Source organism: Biomaibacter acetigenes (assembly GCF_003691585.1).
Classification (GTDB): Bacteria; Bacillota; Thermosediminibacteria; order Thermosediminibacterales; family Tepidanaerobacteraceae; genus Biomaibacter; species Biomaibacter acetigenes.
In genome coordinates this window covers 1,256,030-1,275,195 of the sequence record NZ_CP033169.1, presented here as the reverse complement: position 1 = coordinate 1,275,195, position 19,166 = coordinate 1,256,030, and the positions used below count along the sequence as shown (strand labels likewise).

Below are 19,166 nucleotides of genomic sequence, written 5' to 3'. Positions count from 1 at the left end.
GATAAGAAACCTATTTCCAGGCTAAAGCCTTCACCCGCCCCATCACCACGACCAAAACCGGGAAAAGGCAATGAAGAACACTCAGCTAATCCACCTACATTTATACCACCGAAGCCACCAAAAAATTAATTACTTATTACTTTCGCTTAGACTCATCAGATACTTTTCAACTTCTTTGGTGTCATAGACCTCAACTATGACACCTTTTTCTATATTGATGTATGTCTTGCAAAGCTTTAAATACTCTTTGTATTCCGGATGGTGGGTGTTATAATATTCCATATCTTTGTGCTCTTCCAAAACTATGCCCATATCTTCATTAGGTAGAGAATAATGCTTTGCAAAGCCTTCACCTAGGACTATCCCGTCTTTTATGATTTTAACATAGCGAGGCACATTTTCCTCCAAGAACACTTGACGCCAACAGGACTTATCGTCGATATTCATTTTTTTATTCCATGAGCGAACCTTGTTAATTATAAAGTTTACATTGTCTCCGGATAGCCCCTTAATTGTGCCGGTAGCAATTGCTATAAGGACCACAAGCAAGGAATACTTTAATAAAAACATTATGTTGCCCAGTGCATTAATAAATTCTTTAATAGTTTTAATATCGTTAAACCGGGCCATCGTAACTCCCGTAAGAACAACAATGGGTAAGCTTAGCAACATGCCGTTAACAATTTCATTAAAATCGGATCTTTTATCAGAAGAAGGAAAGTCCATTTTATAACTTATCTTTTCTGCTAAAATTCCAGGAAGCACAAACAGAATTAAAGCAATAACTTCCTTGACTTCCATTCCTGATACCACCTCCAATTCAATACTACTATAGATCTTATTTAAAAAGAAGATGTATTTTCATAAAATAAAAAATACCCCTTGTGGCGTGTTGCACAGTATAAGTCTACTGTATAAATTGTAGTCGCCCTGTATCAGGATTTATTCTATATCCCCTGCAGCTCGCAAATTCTTCAGCATATTCCCCGTAACTTAATTGCAAAACACCTAATTGCTCAGGAGTAATTAATTTTAATACTGGCATTGATTCTTTGTCTTGTTCCAATGTCGTTTCTTGTACATCGCCTGACATTTCACCTTTATCCCATATTACAATGCCATTTGTCTTTTCATAATATATTTTTCTACCAAGTTGCATCATATCACTCCTTTTATTCTATAGCAATCCAATTATATTGGATATTTGGATTAAATGCAGGTAATGTAAACCCCGTTGAATTTACAACTATATTTTGTGAAGTATAGAAGATATTGTATGTTTCAACCACTCCTAAATAAGTGTCTTTAGTTAAACCTGCAGAATTATAAATAGTAGGATAATATCCGTTTGGATTGTATACTATTATAATTGACGGTTGAAATGTTAAACCTGAAACGGCTACTGAAAATTGAGACGTAGTTGATCCATCGATTTTCTGAAAGGTAGTAGTACTACCGGAGCTAGTTACTGTTCCACTCGCAAACTTTTTACCTGGGATTAGACTTCCAACCACTCCAAAAATACTCTTTCCTGATACAATATTCGCAGGAACTAAATTTGGGTCGCCTACAACATACCCACTTCCATTATGGTATCCAGCCGCAATTGCTTGATTAGCTGTGCTAGGTGTAATTACCACTGCACCTCTGTTCGGCATTGTACCTGCTGTTCCAGCTATCGTTGTTCCCGTTAAAACTTTGCTTGCATCAAATGTCACAGCCGCAACTTTGCTCCCGCTTGCATAGTATCCGCTTAGGGCCTGGTCTATGTTGGATGGTGTTATTGTTTTTATACCGTTGTTGGTCATTGTTCCAATCTGTTCTCCGATGTCATTAGTAAAAGTCTTACCACTCAATACATCTGAGGGTTGAGCGTTTCCCGACCCCCCTTCACCCTGTAATATAAAATTTGTGCCATTATAACGCAGCGTGTATATGCTCCCGGCTTTTAGATTACCTACACTTACATCATTGCCATTTGGTTTTTTAATAGATTTTGCACCAAGTCCATTTACATTCAAAGTGCTTGCTCCTGTGTTGTCAACATTTATTTTTACTGCAACACACAACCCATCTACTAATGCAGACGGTGCTGGATTTAAAGTAACTGCATAAGTGTTTGCCGAGCCTGTGGCTGTGGCATAGCCAACCTGCTTCACATAATCGGCCTGATGTGCAGCAAGCGCATTACTTACCGATCCCACCTGTTGGTCTGTATATGAATTTGCTGCTGTCACGGCTGCTGAGCCTGCCGCATCTGCTTTGGCCTGTGCTCCCGCAGGGGTTTCCTTGGCATTCCATGTATCTTTTTCTGTCTGAGTAACATGTATTACTATATTTCCGGTATGGTTATCAAAATCAGCCTGGGTTACATATATTTCGGACCCCAATGTCGCTGAAACATTTGTAGCATTCCCAACCAGGGTTATTACGTTTATATATCTTTCGACTACGTCAGGCCCACCACCAGCGGGGATATACTCCGCATTTGTTCCGGCGTTACCATAGCAGTAAAGTATTTCCCCTTCGTCTGGATCCTGGGCAAACACCCCAAGCTCTCGCCAGTAAAAGCCTGTTACAATATCTGCATTCGTAAAATAGCTGCGAAGTTTGGCCTTCCCACCAGTCAGTCTCTCGATTCCTAGTATTGTTAGCTCTTTTTTTGTATTAATTAAGTTGGTTAAATCTACAATGCTCTGCCCGCTGAGGCTCCCATCACCGATTTTTATTTTAGTGAAGTTCAGCTGAACCCCAGTCTGGGCTTTGGCCTGCAAATTTCTGCCTTTGTTTGTGAGAATAAGACCCCCGAAAGCTCCCATTTATACCACCTGCCTTATTTCTTGATAGTCGGCTATGTGAACAACATTGCCAAAATACAAATTCATTTCATCCGTGGCCGTTATTTCTACCGCTTCAAGCCAACTCCTGGCGTTTTTGACTGAATTTAAAACCTTTAAGAACTGATTAAGCAGCGTAGTATTTACCTGAGTATTCGTAGTCATGACTTTGAAATAATAGGGTTGGCCGCCATATTCAAACCATTCCTGGACTTCACCGTCTCCAAAATAGGTTTTTACGGTTTCCTCTACCGCAAAAGGCGTACCCCTGTATCTATGGGCTTTAATAGCATTTTTTATCAGGCTCCGTTTTATTTCAATTTCTGCAGTTGAATCATACCAATCCACGTGCATCTGCCAGGCCAATTCATCCAGAGCAGCATCATCCAGTTCATCAATGCGGGAAAGAATTAAGCAGGCTTTAACCTCATCGGCCAGCTGCCGGAAATGAGAGTTTAAAGCTGCACAAAGCGCCTGGGTTGTCGGATCCTGTTTCATGTATGATGTTTGGAGGCTTAGAAGGTCAACGTTTTTCAGGTCCATTTATATCAGACCTCCATAAGCGATAGTTACGGTACCGGCTTTGGCTACCTGGTCGAGATTGATTTCGGTATACACTGGGCTTGTAATATCAATTCTAAATGCCCCAGCATTAAGCATCAATTGCCGTAAATAATCAGGGTTAATGGCCCGCCCTAATTTCCCCGCCTGCCATAACTTATATTGATCTATAGCACCGCCGGTTCCTTCAATAGCATTTCTTATGATGGTTTCCTCGGTTTGCCGCTCCAATGCTATATAATAAGTCAATGTTATATCGTAAGAAACTGTGGTTGGCGCCGCAACCTGAACGTTGTCAGTTAACGGCCTCTTGTCTTTAGAGCTTACAATAGCGGTAACTTTATCGAGGATAGCCTGGGATGGGATTTCTCCGTCTTTCAAAAGCGGTACAACTTTAACGGTGCCTGCAGATGGGGAGGACACTGAAACATCAATTATATTTGCATCGGCTGTTTTTGCCCAATAAATATAAGCCCCTTCAGGGCCTGCGGTCGAATAACTTTCCGGTGCCTGCCGGATCCTGTCTCGGTAGTGGTCATCATCCTCGGTATCTGACCCCCCAGAGCTGGTATCAATATTAGCCACTGAGGCCACATACGGCACCGGGTCAACGATTGTTTTTATCTGCCCCGGAGCAAAGCCGTTATATTTTTCTCCGCCCTCGGTAGCTTCTGCAATTACATCGCCCTGTGTCTGGCCTGCTGGAATTGTAAGTTCCTGAATCGTTGCAAAATAAAGTTGCCCGTCAGGAGTGGCACGGGTCCCTGCGGGGATTGTAATATTTGTTGGCTGAATAGCCGAAAGAGTAAATCTTAAAGTAACTCTAGCTTTTTGGGCCTGAAGCCGTGCTGTATTATAAAATTCTCCAATCACATCAAGTTTATCGCCCGTCGCATATCTCAAAAGATTTTGTTTCGCCGATTCGTTTATGTCATTTTTCAAACCCACGATTAAAGGTAAGATTTGCAATAAAAAATCCGGCGCTCATCACCCGGATAAAAGGTTTCTCCCAACGCACTTTCAAAATCCTGTATGAGCTGGTTTTTTAAACTTTCGGCGTCTACTTCGACAAAATTTACTTCGCTCATACCTCTATCACCACCCTGAACTGCATATTACCCTCATCATCCACACCGATGAATTTTACTTCTTTGACTGTCGCCCTGGGTTCGTAATCGCTCACCAGTCTGTATATTTCTGCAACATATAAAGCCACGATGGTATCCTTGGGCTTATCAAGCATGTTCTGGTCAATGCCCAAAGTTCGGTCATATGCTACCTCATAGCGCCAGGTGGATATAAGATTCCTAACGTTTTGCGCTATTCTTTCCGCATCTTTTGCGGCCCAATTCAAATTGGCTGGTTTTGACGTATCTATAATGTATTCCATTCAATCACCTACTCCGGTAAACGTGAAAGCATATTGGGATTGGACCTTTTAATGTCAGCCTTATCCGATGACCCCAGTAAATTTATATTTCCTGATACTTTTGGAAGGGATATGCCTGGAGCATACGAAGTTGAAGTTTTCTTGGTACTCTTGGAAGCCTGGGCACTCCCCGGGCGGACATATTCTTCAAACTCCAACTGAATAGTCCCCGAAAGAATATTCCCGTTTGAATCTATTACTGTATTATTCAATGAAGCACTCTTGAGAAGCCATTTATTCGCACCCAGGGGTATCCCGCCCAATATAAAAGGGTAAGGCTTGCCGGCTTCAACAAGAGCTTTCCATGCTCCGTATTCATTCCTGACATTCACACCCATGGAAACATCAAGAGGTATGCTAAAGCTCATTGTATATAAATCGGGTCCCTTTATATAGGTGCTTGGCTTTTTATTTGCCGCATCCTGTTTTTCAGTTTCTAGACTGCTATTCATGGTAAGATCATCGAAAGTATATATTTTCTGACTGTTTACCTGAAATGTTTTATTCGCAAAAACCGCAATAGGCATGTAACCACCGCCTAAAACTTAGCTATAATGAGCCCATCATTCATACAGTTTGAAAAGAAAACCACCGCAACATTATCCCCTACCTGAAGGGTTCCAACATGAGAAGCCGCTTTTAAAGGCCAGGATACATCATTATCCCTTTCAGGAAATAAAACCCGTATCCCTGAAGATTCTATACTCGATATCTTGCCCTTTAAAACCATCAATACCCCTCCAGCGGTTTCCTGAGTTTTAAAAAGGTCTTTTTATTCGCAAGTTTATGGGTTACTTGTTCGCAAAAGTATTTCCCATCGGCCATGCCTACTCCCTGTATCTGTATTACATTACCTGCCGCAATCCCGGGAGCAAGTTCGATGGTGCAGTATCCGGTATTTTCATATTTATTTTTAGAACGAAGGATATTTTTGGCGAATCGTTCAGCCTCCGCCTGGCTTGAAACAAATATATCAGCAAATTTTAAAACAGGTCCGAAAGCCCCGGAAGGTTTATACTCATATTTGATGTCTCCGAAAGATATGCGGCACCCACCATATATCCATGTTGACCTCTGTAAAAATCTGTAATCCCCGTCAAAGTCGTCAATATAAATGGTCTTAACTGGCGACTGTGCATCCATATACCGCTCATCATACATAACAACCTTCTGGCTGGTTATTTTCAGCATGTATCCTTCCAGTAAACACCGCCATGCCAGAAAAGCGAAGTCTGCCTGTTCGAATTGGTCTACACGCTCATAAAAAGGATTCTGTATGTTATAAGTCTCCAGCAGGAATCCATACTTCCTTGCCAGTTCAGTAACTATCTCCAGAAACCTTACATTTTCCCAGGCCTTGGTATTTTCCGTTTTAGCATCCTGGGGAATGGCCAGGGCACGAATAATAAACAAACCCCGCTGCTGTTCAAGCTCGTCTATATACATGCGGCCGGAATCAAAACCGTTTTCTTTTACTTGAACCTTATCGTTTTTCTTCGGTTTCCATTGGCTCCAAAATCCTTCCGGATCATCAAACCAGACTTCCAAGCTGTCGGCAATCCCCCCAGCATTATCAGTTATGTCGGCTTTATGAATTTCAACGGCATTGGTTATATCCTTACCTTCATATATCAGCTGCAAAACTCTGTCACCTCTTCCATGGCGGGAGGGTTGCGGCGGCTTCCTGCTCAATAATAGGGATTTTTAGCTTTATTCCTGCATCGAATACCAGCACGCCAGCATATTGTGGATTGGCCTGGATTATCAGATGGGCTTTGAATTCATCGTTGTATGCATCAAGAGCAAGCATGTCGAAAGTATCACCCTGCATCGTTGTATATTCGAAATAATTAACTATAGCCATAGGCAACCCTCGCTCTTTCACGCTCGATTTCTTCTATCATCATTCGTAATTCTTCTTTGTGTTTTTGTAATATGGGTTCCAGTTCCGCACGATTTCCGCCGTAGATAGTGGGATTATAGATTATCTGAATACTGCTCCCGGCAGGTTTTGCTCCAAGTATTTGAGCGGTTTTATTCAATAAGCTAAGGCTTCTTGGGGTCCTTTTAAGTGGAATGGCCATTTCTGCCCAGTCCGCTTCGCCAAATATCGAGGGTTCGGTTGCTATACCGCCCTCGGCAAATCGGGGCATTGAGCTTGATACATTCGCCTGCAACTCCACGTTCTTCCCATTAAGCCCCAAAAATTTTCCTACACTGCCTATAACATTACTAACACCGCCTATAAATTTAGACGCTAAATTAGCTATCGGGGAGATTAAACTCAAAAACTTCTCAATAATTGGCATAACCAGTTTTATAGCCCCGCCCAAAACAGTGCCTATAACATTGGCAAGCAATTGAATAATTGGTATTACTGCCTGCAAAATCGGGAATATAGAGTTCAAAATCTGCATAAGTGGGGGCAATAATGCCTGAACTATTTCCGTTAATACAGGAATTATCGCACTTAAAGCGGTAGTTAAAAGCGAGCTAATTATTGTGGCAACCATCGCAATGATAGGGGTTAATGCCTGTAAAAATGGTAATATAGCCTGCAATATCTGCATGATCGGAGGTAAAATATCCTGAATGAGCTGCACCAATACGGGTATTATCGGCTGAAGCACTGAAAATACAACCATTATCATCTGTGCTGCGATTGGAAGTATCTGCTGAACCAGCTGCATTAAAAGTGGAAGTAAGGGCTGTATAAGAGATATGAGCATGCTGAGACCTTGATTTAATAAAGGCATTGCAGTCTGTATAATCTGCATCACTATGGGCAAAGCCTGTTGTATGATATTCACAAGCATGGGACCCATGGTGCTGCCTATGGTGTCAAATATGGGCATCAGTATTTGTGCAAATTGACTGGCCACATTTAAAAGGTCCGGCAATAAATTTGCTATATTGCCCAAAAATCCACCTAATGCACTGGATAATTTAGGGGCTATGGCAGGTAAGTCGGAAACCAGCTTATCTATTATTGGTTGTATTTTGGGCAACAAAGACGCCAAAATCCTGTTTCCAAGACCCATTACTGAAAGCTTCAGCTTATCAATTGTATCTCCCAAGTTATCCAAAGCTTCAACCTGCTCACCTGACATGACAAGACCCAACTTGTCGGCTTCAGCAGCGAGCTTTTGTATTTCATCTGTCCCGGCATTCAGAATAGGAAATAGTTCTGCCGCTCCTCGGCCAAAAAGTTTGAATGCCAGTGCATTTCTGTCTGCCTGATTTTCTATTTTCGAAAGCTGGACAAGGGCCTCCTGAAATACCTGGGATTGCGGCCTGAGTTTTCCGGCCCCATCTGTCACCGAAATTCCCAGGGCCTGGAATGCAGCTGCGGTATCTTTACTGCCCTTTCGGGCTGCATCCATCTGCTTTGTCATAATGCTTATGGCCTGGGGGAGGGCCTCAAAATTCGTCCCTAACTGGCTTGATATATACTGCAGGCGCTGTAATTCCTCAGCGGAAAGCCCTGTTTTATCCCGCATTTTTACCAACTGATCACCGGTCTCAGTAGCCTTCATCAATAATCCGCCAAGGGCAACTGTCCCGGTGCCTATTCCGGCGGCAACCGCAGCTCCGGTGACTGCAGCGGCTTTACCTATTATGCTTAAACCTTTGGATGCAAAACTGCCGAGTTTTGAAAAAGTTCGAGATGCTTTCGACGTCTGGGCTGATGCTGTCATTAAAGCAGTTTGTAAAGATGGGTCTACTTTCCCGGCAAGAGTAATCAACGCTCTAAGTTCTTTTTGACTGGCCACCGGTAGCCGCCTCCCTTCTTAACCTTTCGGCTTCTTCACATAAAGTATGGTAAAAGTCAAGAAAATCCACTAACGGTTGATTAAAACACCATTCTGCCGATGTGGATGTTATTAAAGTAACCTGAGCAATTGCAGTCTTTATAAACTGATCAGGGATTATTCCGCCAAATCGAGATAGAAAAAACTTCTTGCCAGAGAAGCGGCTTTGTCGGCATCCTTCGCACTCATCCGCATTATATCGGTTATATCTATAGCTGAATTTACTTTGCATACCGCTTCCGCAAAAAGGTATAAATGATAGTCAGGGTCCGTTTCGGGTATACTTAAAGGTATTCCTGCTGCCTTCATCTTTTTGCTGGCGTTAAGTTTATCCTTTGCCGTCAAATTCTCAAAGTCGTAGGGCAGTTCTGTGACCTCTTCCCCATTAATCATAATGGGTTTTGACAATTTTAAAGTCTCCATGATAATCCTCCTTAAAAGTTTGGGCGGCCCTTAACCGAGAGCCGCCCTGATGTTTTTCATATAGTCTACACCATTAATCTTGTAAATATAGTTCCTTTTGTCAATCAACAATGTTTCAACGCCATTTATTACTTGGCGATATCTGAGCACCTCAAAATCAATGCTCCCATCCATGGTCGTTGCTGGCGATTCAACTTTCCCAGGGTCATACTTTTTATTGATGCCGGTAATAAATATCTTAGCTCCTTCCGGCACCATCTGCCCGTTGGCCGTCAATGTATCCCTTACAAATCGGAGTTCAAGATTTTGAGTACCAGGCTTAGCCAGATTTGAAGCGTTTTTGTTGATTGACCGCATATTTATGGTAAAAGTCATGCTCCCAATCTGACCAGGGACAGGCATATCAATGGACCCCATTATACCAGCGCCTTTTATCTCCCCTGTCTGAATCTCTATGGAAGGTAGCTGGCAAGATACGTTATCGTCAATCTCTACTCCATCAGCCAAAAGTTTATGGGCTATTACATTCCCGGATATTATCATGCCTGCTCACCTCCGAACAATACATCAATGCCCTGGGTGGTATACTCAATCTTTGCAGTTATGCTCTTGCCTGGCGGTGTGGTAGTTGTGGCCACATCAAAGACAAAATCTCCTTCCACGATGTCGCTGGTCGGGTTACTGGTTTCATTGAAAGAAATCGTTCCATACAGCAATGCTCCACGGTTTACAAGGCTATCGAGAAATTCCTGATAGTCATTGAGTATCGTATCGACCCTGGCCCGATCCATTGGCTTATCTACCTGAGCACCGTAGCGGCTCTGAAAATCGTTCACCAGGTAATAAAGCATCCTCACGCTGGAATCGAATTTATTCCTGGGGTCCATGTCTTTGCCGTATTCGTATTCTCCGGTATGGGGTCCCCAGAGCACCCAGCGGCCTCCCCAGTACGTGAGCGTCCGGATACCCTTGCTGTTTAAGTCGTTGGCCTGGACCTGGTCAAATTCTATGGGAGCGCCATCGGCAAGGCACATTCCGGTTACATCCACCGGCTTATTCGATGGCGTTTCATAGGGAATGTTGTCATTGTTATAATCCACCCATTGCATGGTTACTGTGGCAAGTGTGGATAGGTGGAATTTTCTGTTCCCGTTTTTAGCAAGCGGCCAGCAGGGGGCTTCATTGGCCCCAGTATAACCATTTGTAGACTTCCACGTTTTGACTTCCTCAATAGTATCTGCACTGGTATCTGCAGCCAGATTGCTGTTTACAAACGCATACCAGTGCCCATTTATCTTTTGGGCTGCTGCTTTTAGGGCGGCGTCAACTTCGGGATGATGGCTCCAGCCAGGGGCGTCAAGGATGGTGGGTATCATGTTATAGGTCTGATATACCAGGTCTACTACTGATATTCCTGTTTTTTCTCCTGTAGTAGAATTGGTCCCGCCTATAACTTCAGTGGCGGTTATGGCATCTGGATTGACCTCGTCAAAGGTTACATCCACAGGAGATGTCAAAGTCCCTTTAAGGTCTTTAATTAGCACTTTTGTGCCGTCGGGGGTGTATTCCGCACTGAAATCAGTCCCCAATACCTTGCCGGTAATTGCAACGGTTTTGAGAATAACCTTGTCATTGTTTATATACCCCTGACCGTTGGTAAGAGTAACGCTGGTTGTCTTGGCCGATGTTTTATGTGTATCGGGGTCAAGAACATTGACTAAAATGACAGGTCCGATAACCTGAATGCTATTTTTGAAATGCGCATATATTGCCTCGCACAGGTCGAAATCATCCCAGTTGCTGTCATTGTAGCCCACTTTGGTTACAGCATCAGAAAAGCTCTGCACCAATATAGGTTTGTTCACTTTCCCGGAATAATCCATAAGCTGATGCACCGGAAGCCGTCCGAAATATACCGGAAGTGTCGATACCCCTTTAGGAGGTATTAAATCCTGGGTGGGCTGCAGATCGGCATATGCTCCATGAATATACAAGCTATCTCACCTCACTTATAAGAATTGGCGGGCTATTTCCGCCGTCGGGTATGTCTGTTTTTTCACCGGGAATGTTATCCAGCCATACCAGTAAGGATATGGCTGCTCCTGATACATTCCCCACTTGACGGGCATTTGTATTGCCACTTTGCCATCGATTATTTGATTTTTCATAAGCTCTGCAACGGTCCTGTCTATAAGATTGAGCAGGTCATTATAACCTTTGAAGTCAGGAGTATAATCCAGCCCTGTAGCAACCGGTTTATGTAATCCAGGGCTGTAAACTGCGGCAGAAATCCTGATATTTAACTCCAAACCCTGGCCATCATCGGTGGCATCATCCAGGCCAACTATTAAGCAGGGTATTGCGGCTTCCATTCCTTCAGGAAGATATCCTTTCGGAGGTATCCATCCTATATGGATAGCCGGATTAACTAACTTATAGTCATGAATGTTATTATCTGATGGTTTTTGTAGTTTGATGATTGGCGAAATTTTTTCCTGCAGGAAAGATTTCAATGCCTCTAAAACCGATACCGTAGACATGCTATCCCTTCTTTATTTTCTTATTAATGCTGGTCATGCGATATATTATTTCGTGCTCCAGTCTTTCATCAAGCTTTTCCTGGGAAACCTTCTCGATTTGTTTCTTCACTTTTTCATTGGTTATCATTTGAGGAATTGAAGATGTAAACACCGGCATTATCGCTTCCCTCAATTTGCCCGCATATCTTCCTTTTTTCATTATTTTAAATGTGCCCGTCCGACGAAAAATATTATATTGCATCTTGTCTTCGTCTTCTGATTTTGCTCCGGTTGGTGCGACAAAAGGTTTGGGCTCGGTATTTATAGTCCTCCTATCGCCTCGCTTGATTGTCGCCTTGACTTTATACTTCTTCCCCGAAGCAGGCGGTACTTGTGGGCTGTGTGGGAAATGCGCAAGCGTCAGCGAATAGCCTTTTGATACCGCATACGTCGTCAAGTCATTTTTGCTGGGTCGTTTTATACCGCCCTTGAAGGTTTCTTTTACATCTCCGGCTTTGATAGCATATTCTTTCGGTACTATGCGCCCCACCTGGGTAATGACATGGTCAATTGTTCTGTTTAGGGCATGATAAGCCGCTTCTCCGACTTGTTTTTCAAAACCTTTTAATTCCATTGTCAATATGTCAAGTTGTTTCGTATCTACAATAATGCTATCATTTGGCATGATTAAATACCTCTATTTTGCTGTAAAATTATTTCATACACCCCATCATCTTCCCTGCAGTCAAAAACATACATCTGCCGCCCGTCAAAAACCATGGGAGTGCCCTGCTCCGGGCGCTCCCCGAAATCTGAAGCCTTTACGTAAAACAATATCTCCCCTACGCTTATGCCGTCATATTCTTTCTTGGACCTTTGCTGTAGCCGGTCATTATCAACAATGACGTTTAGGGACCTGCCGTCTATTGTGTGAGTTTCAGCAAATTCGTCAAGGTTAAAAAACACATTAAGGTCTGATTGAATTATATCTTTGAAGCTCATCAGTCAATCTTCACTTTCGCTGTGGTTCCTGCTAGAGCTTTGGGCTCTATTACCCATCCAGCTTTATAGGTGCCCGCGGTTTTTGTGAGTTTACCTCCTACATTATCCCAGTAAACCTCATCACCAACCGCAAAAGCTACTGTATTATCCGCAGGCAACTCGAATACTCCTGAAACATTCAGCGAGCCTGTTGCATCTTTTGCAATGTCTTCAGCAGCTATACCTATCCTTGCCCCTATTGGCACTACATCACCATAGGCTATATCGGCACCGGTGCTGTTTGTAAAGTCGATAATATAACCCTTCTGAATATATGTCCCTTTTGCCATAATGTCTTATACCTCCTAATCAAAATTTGAAAGGTGCATAAATCATTTATGCGCCAGGATTCTTGTAGAGTCCTCTGTAGTCAAGAACCGTTACACCGTAGTCAATATATATTCTCCACTTGATGCCCAGGAAGTCAAAACCAACCTGGCTCTCAAGGATCGGCATATCGTTCCCATTCAAATATGTCACCTCAATGGTATCTATATCAGCGGGAGAAGCCGCAAGATACCAGGAAGTTTCGCTGTAGTCATCAAGTTCAGCATCGGCCACGATGACCAAAGAATTTCTAAACACGTTTGCCACATTAGAATTTGCTCCTGTGGGGTCTGCTATGGATACAATGAATTGCTGGGCTTGTGTCTCAAGAGAAGCGGGAACGATCAAGAAAGCAGGCCCGATATTGAGAGTCTCTTTACCCCTTAAATTCTTTTGCTTCCGCATAGCAGCCCGGCCTGCACTCACCGTAGCAGTTGCTATTGCTCCGCCACTGGAAGCCAGGTTTTTATGGTTCGCATGGAACAGGGCAATACCGTCATAAATGGCCGGGTTACTTCCAAGCATTTGATATACCAATTTGTTTATGCCTCTGGATGCGGCCCTCACATATGCTTCAGGGACTCTGGTCAGTATTCCGATGTCATCGTTTATGAGGGCCTGTCTGGTCATGCCAAATTCTCTGCCGAAAGTCGCCACGGCCTTGGACACTCCCTGGTCAGTCATTTCATCAAATTTGAATTCGCCGGATTGTGTCATCTTCACAAGCTCGCCGGCTTCGGAAATCTGGTAATGTGTTGCAGCCTTAAAGTCGGGATTGCTCCCTCTGCCGGTCCACACCTGATATGTGGGCCTTGCGGCATTATATGCGGTAGCCATAGTTTTGTTGACGGCATTGGAGAGTATGCTTGCAAACTGGCTGTCAGGACTCAGTGCTTCTCGGAACAGAGTATCATTATCAAGACGGTGGGCATTGGGCCTCCCAGCTCTGGAAAGACACTCTATAGCCAGGTCACGGAGTTTCATACCCCTGAGGTCTTTGGCACCGTCGGCAGGCTTATCAAGTTTTATACCGCCCCTCAGCAGGATTGCATCGGAAGCCGCAGCTCTAAATTTGTCAACCTCTTCCTTTTCAATCCTTACATCGGGCACCGGGGCCGGCGATGGTTTTCTTTCGGCTTTGAGTTTCTCAAGGATTTTTGCTCTGACTTGGTCAACTGTGACACCGGATCTGATATATTCACTTGGATCTTCCTCGAAATCTCTGCAAAGAGCGATTACTTCTGATACACGTTGCCTTTCAGCTTGAATAGCTCTTTCTGTTTCTGTCAGTGTCTGAGTGTTCCCTTCATCTTTCGCTATTTCTGCCTTAAGAGCATCGATTTCTCTTTGCAATGTATCAAACTCTGCCTGTTCTTCTGCGGTTAATCCCCGCCCAGCAGCCCTGGCTCCATTGACAATCTCTTGCTGCTTTAATACTTTTGCCTTAAGCAATTCTTTTTTGTTCAATTTCACAACCTCCTATATAAAATTTTTATTGATTTGTATTTGCCTTTCGAAGATACTTATTGAATTATTAGGTTCCAGTGTATCATCTTCCATATTTCGCCCCACGCCAACTGTATCATCAGCAGGGACAGAAACGATAGATATTTCTAACGGGGTCCATTTTACTGCCACATATGCCGGGCCGGTAAAGCGGCCATTACTGGACATCTTACCCGCTGCCACTTCTTCCCAAACATCTACGGAATATCCTACGGATACACCTTTCAGTGTCCCATTTTGAACTTTTTGGTATATCAAATCCGCATCAGGGTCAGTGTCAAAAACTATATCGGCGTAGGTCCGTTTTTCATCAGCCGCAAGTCTGGCATTCTCAATTTTCCCCAGCACATAATTTCTATCATGGTTGAAAAGGGCAACCCCAATGTTGTTAAGCCTTTCAAGATTGACATTACCCTCATCATGCTGGAGTATTTCTACCCCATACCATCTGTTGACCGGTAATTCCGAAGAAAAAGAAACGGTGACACGCCTTTCATCCGCATTCACCGCTCTTATAGCCATATCGAATGTTCTATTCTGCTGTATTCCCGTTTTGGGTTTGTTGTGCCCCACCTGTTTTGTCACCCCCTGTTAAGACTGATAAATCAAGACCCAGAGATTTTGCAAAATCATACTCTTTAGCTCTTTGTTTTAAGACATCCCTCCAATCTTCTCCCCTTTCAGCGCATATTCTGGCCAGTGTATCCTGGCCGGTATTGAGCGCAATTTTGTAAGCATTTATTTCTTTCAATGGATCTATCCAGCTCCATCCGGGCGGTATCCAGACATGCTTTAGATACCGGCGTTTATCCTGCCAAAAATCAGGGATATTGAGCTGACCTGAAAGGACCGCTGATATAACAAATTCGGTGTAAACCTCCCGGCAAAAATGCTCAATGAGGAACTGCTGCCACATCATGTAAGTGCGCTGGTCTTCCAGAAGGCCCTGGCGGGCACTGGAGTAATTGACCTGGGACATATCCCGAGATACAGCCTCATAAGAAAGGCCCTGGCCGGAACCTGCAAGACGCTGCTGTATGGAAATAAAGTCTTTTGCATTGCTCGCCTGGCCAGCCGGAACTACGGCTTGAACTTCATCACCTGGCTGTAACTCATGGATCATACCCGGAGAAATGGTCTTTGTAGTATAGCCACTTTGCTGATCCAGTTTGACGTTACGCCCTAGACCTGTGGGATTTTGTTTTTGATAAAAACGGATAGACAAGCCAAAATTCTTTCTTTTACCGATACAGCTTCTATAAATTCATTTGTATCTCTAACCCTCGGTAATGTCTTTGCCATCGGAGATACTTCACGGATTTGCGTAGGCCTGGTTTTGTGCCATAAAAAAATTACCCTCTGTTCGGGTATCCTCTCTGATTTTCCATTCCAAAAACCATCAGGGGTATATTGTTTAAGCCAATAAGCTACAGGCCGGTTATATTTGTCAAGTTCAACTCCACCGACAATCCTGTTCCCGTTTGCTCCGGGCAAGCTATTTAGCGATGTATCCAGCTCATCTACTTCTCTGGCTTGCAGTGAAAACGGCACCGGGCCGGTATTTGTATATGCTTTTATAAAAATTATTCCACCATCAACAATCAAGCGGCGTACCGCCATCTGCTGCATCTCGACAAAAGACTGCTGGCCGGTTACATCACAATTACGGGCTCGGCACCATTCTTCCCATAGGTCCTCAATCTGCTGATTTAATTCATCATCCTCATTCCCACTAGCATCAACAACTTTAGCCTGAACTCGTATTCCTGTCCCTACAACGTTACGCTCGAATGAATTGATTATACTTTCCGCAAAATCGGCATTCCTTTCAAGGTCCCGGGCTCTTGCCCGAATTGTATCTCTCTGCCCTTGGTTTGTCTGTTCTGCGGTAGCGTTTATGGTGGTCCATCCGGAATTCAGTCTATCTGTTCCCCCGGAATCATAAAAACTCCTCAGCGCATTTCGCCAGGCTACGCGCCTATATGCCCAGGCAGGGCTGAAAACGGATATCGCTCTATCAAGCCAATTCAAACTGTCACCTCCTATCAAAGACGGCCACATAGACACCGCCGCCGTTTTCCTCATAGAGCTGTCGCTGTAATTCTCTACGTTCTTGATAAAGGATAGTAAGGTCGGGCCGTCGTAAAGATCTGCTCCCTATTCGGTATTCCTGGGCACCATTTTCTATGGCACTTATAGCCTGGTTAATCTGGTCGAGTTGTTCCTGGATTGTCACTATAACCACCTGCCTTTCTGAGGTATCCAATTAGAGTTTGGTTTAATAAAATTATTCTGCTGATATTCAACCGGCTGAGTTTTATTTATTTCCGGCTGTTCCCGGTTCGTCTTCGATTGTAGATACCTTACATGCAAAAGGTCCGCGGCCAGAGCAGCATAGACTTCAGCATCTAAATAGTGGTTTGCCGCATGTGTGGCTTTGGGTTTCCATACTTCAACCTCTGCACCGTTTTTCTTTTTTTCAATAACTTTTTCTTCAGCGCATATCTGCTCAGCATATTCACGGTCACAGCCTTTATATACCATCCAGGAACCGGGACCATTGGGTCGTCTCAGTCTGCCGGCAATCATATCTTTATACTGATTGCCGTCTACAAGATACAGTCTCATACCATGCGCCTTACTGTTTACTTTATCAATTGTGCTTACTTTATATCTAGAAAGTAGCGGATTCGATGATCCTTTTACCGGCACCGCCCATTCCTGATTAAAAGCACAAAAGTCATATACTTCATCGGTTCGGTCACCAGAATCAATCGCACAAAGGTTGACTTGATATGTGTTCCCTTGCTTATCTTGGTATAGCAGATTCATGACATATTCAATCTGGTCCCAGGTTTCCGCTATCCCATGGGCTATATTCCAGCTGGTCATGCTGGTGCCCCAGGCTCGAATTGTATAATAAAAATGGTCCTTCTGAACGTCTACGCCTCCCGTTATCAGCATAGTGCCATCAGGGACCACACCTTCCTCGTATTCACTCTGTCGCTGTAACACTAAATCGGAGTTCATTTTGACCTCCGTCTGCTCCCAAGGTTCCGCAAGCCAGGAGTTTATAAAGTTCATTAGAAGCTCAGGGAAGTCTTTGGATTTGAGGAATTCATAAGCCACATCACCGAATCTTACCCATGGTGAATAAATTGCATTAAGGTGGAATGCTGTTTTTCTAGTGCCAGTTTTCCTTTCGGACTCCCACCTGCCCGCCCGAAGCATCCCTGGTTTATGGCCGTCGGTGATGATTCCACGGCATTGCTCACATTCATAATATGCCGTGGCCCGGGCGTCCTCCGGAGAGGGATCTTGATCTGCTGGTTTAGGCCATTTGATCTGCTTAAATCTAAGTGTCTGATAATGGCCACAGTGAGGGCATGGAACATAAAATCTTCGCTGGTCGTCAGCGTTCTCCCACTCCTGCCATATAGGTCCATTCTTTCGAGTAGGAGTAGAGGTTTGAAATATCTTTTTGTTGTGAGCAAAGGTCTTAGTCCTCTCTCGGGCCAGACTCCTCGGGTCTGCTTCTTTACCGGCACTTGGAGGGAATTTATCCACCTCGTCCATAAATAAGTACCGTATTGGCCGGGAGGCCAGGGATGCTGGACTATTTGCCCCGGACAGCACTACATACATGCCGTCAAACTGCAGTTCAAGTATCTTGCTCTCTTTTTCCTGGTATCGTTCCTTTAAAACTGGGCAAAGGTTTATCATGGGCTGGACCCTGTTTTTTGATGTATATTCGGCAAGTTCCAGCGTAGGATATACAATCAATGTCGGGCTTGGATCCTGGGCAATGACATAACCCACTATGTTATTTAGACATTCGGTGCCGCCCACCTGTGTAGGCTTTACAAAGATTATTTCTTCTATGTCAGGATCAGTGAATGCGTCCATTATCCCCTGAAGATACGGCGTCCTTGCCGTCCTCCAGGGACCGGGTTCAGCAGATGTTTTTGCATCAAGCACTCTATATTTATCAGCCCATTCTGAAACTGTTAACCGCTCAGGAGGTTTAAACACCTTCAGAGCTTTTTGTAGCCAGGGAGACCATTCAATTCTTGCGTTTTTTCTTTGACGGCTTGTAGACTCCGTCAATGCTAATTTGCTCAAGGGCATCCAGCGTCAGCTCCGTTATCATCTTTTCAATCCTCCTGGCAGTAACAGAGTCTACGTAACCGGCAAGCTCTGTGGCTATCCTCCTGCTGTAGCCAAGCATGGACCTTTTCAGGACAATAAAAAATCGCTGGAGTTCAGCGATAATGTCATCTTTGAGAATATATTCCCCTCTCTGTATTGCGTTTTTAAACTCGGCCGCCTCTGACTGAGCTTGTTTGTATTTGGCTTCATAATAAAGCTTTTGTTCTTGAAGAGATAACCTTTCTACGTCTTTTTCTGTCTGTATGCCGCCGGCGCTGACTAAACCCCGCCAACGTAAAACTTCTGCCAGAGGCCACCACCCGCGAGCGGTTTTTGGGCATCCATCATCACCCCAGCGCTTTAGAGTGGATTTATCTATGTTGAATACCTCGCACATTGCTGCTGTGCTGAGGCAAATTTTTTCATCAAGGATTTTTACTTTTTTATCCATTTTCTATCACCAAAAAAGTTGCAAAGTTGCATGATTTTTTTGTTTCATACTGGGTGAAATTTCGGGCCTCGCCAGACCCGCATTTGGCCCATCCCTCTGGAAGGACCCGCT

At 43.9% G+C, this 19,166-nt stretch carries 26 protein-coding genes; all 26 read right to left on the bottom strand.

What is annotated here, in order from left to right:
* Positions 1-129: 129 nt before the first annotated feature.
* Positions 130-801, bottom strand: a complete 672-nt coding sequence (locus D2962_RS06215) for a DUF6338 family protein (protein WP_122014501.1) — start codon at positions 799-801, stop codon at positions 130-132.
* A 106-nt stretch (positions 802-907) separates the two neighbouring features.
* Positions 908-1,162: a hypothetical protein gene (locus D2962_RS06210; RefSeq protein ID WP_162991123.1), complete on the bottom strand. Its 255-nt coding sequence runs from the start codon at positions 1,160-1,162 to the stop codon at positions 908-910.
* Positions 1,163-1,172: 10 nt separating this feature from the next.
* The gene (locus tag D2962_RS06205) at positions 1,173-2,819 is read right to left on the bottom strand and encodes a hypothetical protein (protein ID WP_122014499.1); all 1,647 of its coding nucleotides are present in this window, start codon (positions 2,817-2,819) and stop codon (positions 1,173-1,175) included.
* Positions 2,820-3,380, bottom strand: a complete 561-nt coding sequence (locus D2962_RS06200; protein WP_122014498.1) for a phage tail protein I — start codon at positions 3,378-3,380, stop codon at positions 2,820-2,822. It lies immediately after the preceding gene.
* Positions 3,381-4,367 (bottom strand): baseplate assembly protein, encoded by a 987-nt coding sequence (locus D2962_RS06195; protein ID WP_122014497.1) that lies wholly within the window; start codon positions 4,365-4,367, stop codon positions 3,381-3,383.
* Positions 4,349-4,486 carry a hypothetical protein gene (locus D2962_RS17470; RefSeq protein ID WP_162991122.1) on the bottom strand — a complete coding sequence of 46 codons (138 nt, stop codon included), beginning with the start codon at positions 4,484-4,486 and terminating at the stop codon, positions 4,349-4,351. The genes D2962_RS06195 and D2962_RS17470 overlap by 19 nt, the downstream gene beginning before the upstream one ends.
* A complete protein-coding gene (locus tag D2962_RS06190; RefSeq protein ID WP_122014496.1) occupies positions 4,483-4,788 on the bottom strand; it encodes a GPW/gp25 family protein in 306 nt (101 codons plus the stop codon). Before D2962_RS06190 ends, D2962_RS17470 begins: the two co-directional genes overlap by 4 nt.
* 8 nt (positions 4,789-4,796) lie before the next feature.
* A complete protein-coding gene (locus D2962_RS06185; protein ID WP_122014495.1) occupies positions 4,797-5,354 on the bottom strand; it encodes a phage tail protein in 558 nt (185 codons plus the stop codon).
* Positions 5,355-5,365: 11 nt separating this feature from the next.
* Entirely contained in the window at positions 5,366-5,557 is a 192-nt protein-coding gene (locus D2962_RS06180) for a hypothetical protein (protein WP_122014494.1), read from the bottom strand.
* A complete protein-coding gene (locus tag D2962_RS06175) occupies positions 5,557-6,468 on the bottom strand; it encodes a phage late control D family protein (protein WP_122014493.1) in 912 nt (303 codons plus the stop codon). The genes D2962_RS06180 and D2962_RS06175 overlap by 1 nt, the downstream gene beginning before the upstream one ends.
* Before the next feature lie 7 nt (positions 6,469-6,475).
* Positions 6,476-6,691, bottom strand: a complete 216-nt coding sequence (locus tag D2962_RS06170) for a tail protein X (protein WP_122014492.1) — start codon at positions 6,689-6,691, stop codon at positions 6,476-6,478.
* Complete coding sequence (locus tag D2962_RS06165) at positions 6,678-8,600, bottom strand: phage tail protein (protein ID WP_122014491.1); 1,923 nt, start codon at positions 8,598-8,600, stop codon at positions 6,678-6,680. Before D2962_RS06165 ends, D2962_RS06170 begins: the two co-directional genes overlap by 14 nt.
* Before the next feature lie 156 nt (positions 8,601-8,756).
* On the bottom strand, positions 8,757-9,062 hold the full coding sequence (locus D2962_RS06160; protein ID WP_122014490.1) for a phage tail assembly protein: 306 nt from the start codon (positions 9,060-9,062) through the stop codon (positions 8,757-8,759).
* 30 nt (positions 9,063-9,092) lie between these two features.
* Positions 9,093-9,605, bottom strand: coding sequence for a phage major tail tube protein (locus D2962_RS06155; protein WP_122014489.1), 513 nt, complete (start codon positions 9,603-9,605; stop codon positions 9,093-9,095).
* A complete protein-coding gene (locus tag D2962_RS06150; RefSeq protein WP_122014488.1) occupies positions 9,602-11,056 on the bottom strand; it encodes a phage tail sheath family protein in 1,455 nt (484 codons plus the stop codon). Before D2962_RS06150 ends, D2962_RS06155 begins: the two co-directional genes overlap by 4 nt.
* Before the next feature lie 15 nt (positions 11,057-11,071).
* Positions 11,072-11,602: a hypothetical protein gene (locus D2962_RS06145; protein ID WP_122014487.1), complete on the bottom strand. Its 531-nt coding sequence runs from the start codon at positions 11,600-11,602 to the stop codon at positions 11,072-11,074.
* Position 11,603: 1 nt separating this feature from the next.
* Entirely contained in the window at positions 11,604-12,266 is a 663-nt protein-coding gene (locus D2962_RS06140) for a hypothetical protein (protein ID WP_122014486.1), read from the bottom strand.
* Between the two features lie 2 nt (positions 12,267-12,268).
* Positions 12,269-12,583, bottom strand: a complete 315-nt coding sequence (locus tag D2962_RS06135; RefSeq protein ID WP_122014485.1) for a hypothetical protein — start codon at positions 12,581-12,583, stop codon at positions 12,269-12,271.
* Positions 12,583-12,912, bottom strand: a complete 330-nt coding sequence (locus D2962_RS06130; RefSeq protein ID WP_122014484.1) for a DUF2190 family protein — start codon at positions 12,910-12,912, stop codon at positions 12,583-12,585. Before D2962_RS06130 ends, D2962_RS06135 begins: the two co-directional genes overlap by 1 nt.
* A gap of 46 nt (positions 12,913-12,958) precedes the next feature.
* The gene (locus tag D2962_RS06125) at positions 12,959-14,416 is read right to left on the bottom strand and encodes a phage major capsid protein (protein WP_122014483.1); all 1,458 of its coding nucleotides are present in this window, start codon (positions 14,414-14,416) and stop codon (positions 12,959-12,961) included.
* Positions 14,417-14,428: 12 nt separating this feature from the next.
* Positions 14,429-15,028: an HK97 family phage prohead protease gene (locus tag D2962_RS06120; RefSeq protein WP_222927705.1), complete on the bottom strand. Its 600-nt coding sequence runs from the start codon at positions 15,026-15,028 to the stop codon at positions 14,429-14,431.
* Positions 14,988-15,680, bottom strand: coding sequence for a phage portal protein (locus D2962_RS19140; protein ID WP_222927704.1), 693 nt, complete (start codon positions 15,678-15,680; stop codon positions 14,988-14,990). The genes D2962_RS06120 and D2962_RS19140 overlap by 41 nt, the downstream gene beginning before the upstream one ends.
* On the bottom strand, positions 15,638-16,486 hold the full coding sequence (locus D2962_RS19135; RefSeq protein ID WP_222927703.1) for a phage portal protein: 849 nt from the start codon (positions 16,484-16,486) through the stop codon (positions 15,638-15,640). The genes D2962_RS19140 and D2962_RS19135 overlap by 43 nt, the downstream gene beginning before the upstream one ends.
* 4 nt (positions 16,487-16,490) lie before the next feature.
* Entirely contained in the window at positions 16,491-16,691 is a 201-nt protein-coding gene (locus D2962_RS06110; RefSeq protein ID WP_222927702.1) for a hypothetical protein, read from the bottom strand.
* Complete coding sequence (locus tag D2962_RS06105) at positions 16,691-18,577, bottom strand: phage terminase large subunit family protein (protein ID WP_222927701.1); 1,887 nt, start codon at positions 18,575-18,577, stop codon at positions 16,691-16,693. Before D2962_RS06105 ends, D2962_RS06110 begins: the two co-directional genes overlap by 1 nt.
* Positions 18,519-19,055 (bottom strand): hypothetical protein, encoded by a 537-nt coding sequence (locus tag D2962_RS06100; protein WP_222927700.1) that lies wholly within the window; start codon positions 19,053-19,055, stop codon positions 18,519-18,521. The genes D2962_RS06105 and D2962_RS06100 overlap by 59 nt, the downstream gene beginning before the upstream one ends.
* Between the last annotated feature and the right edge of the window lie 111 nt (positions 19,056-19,166).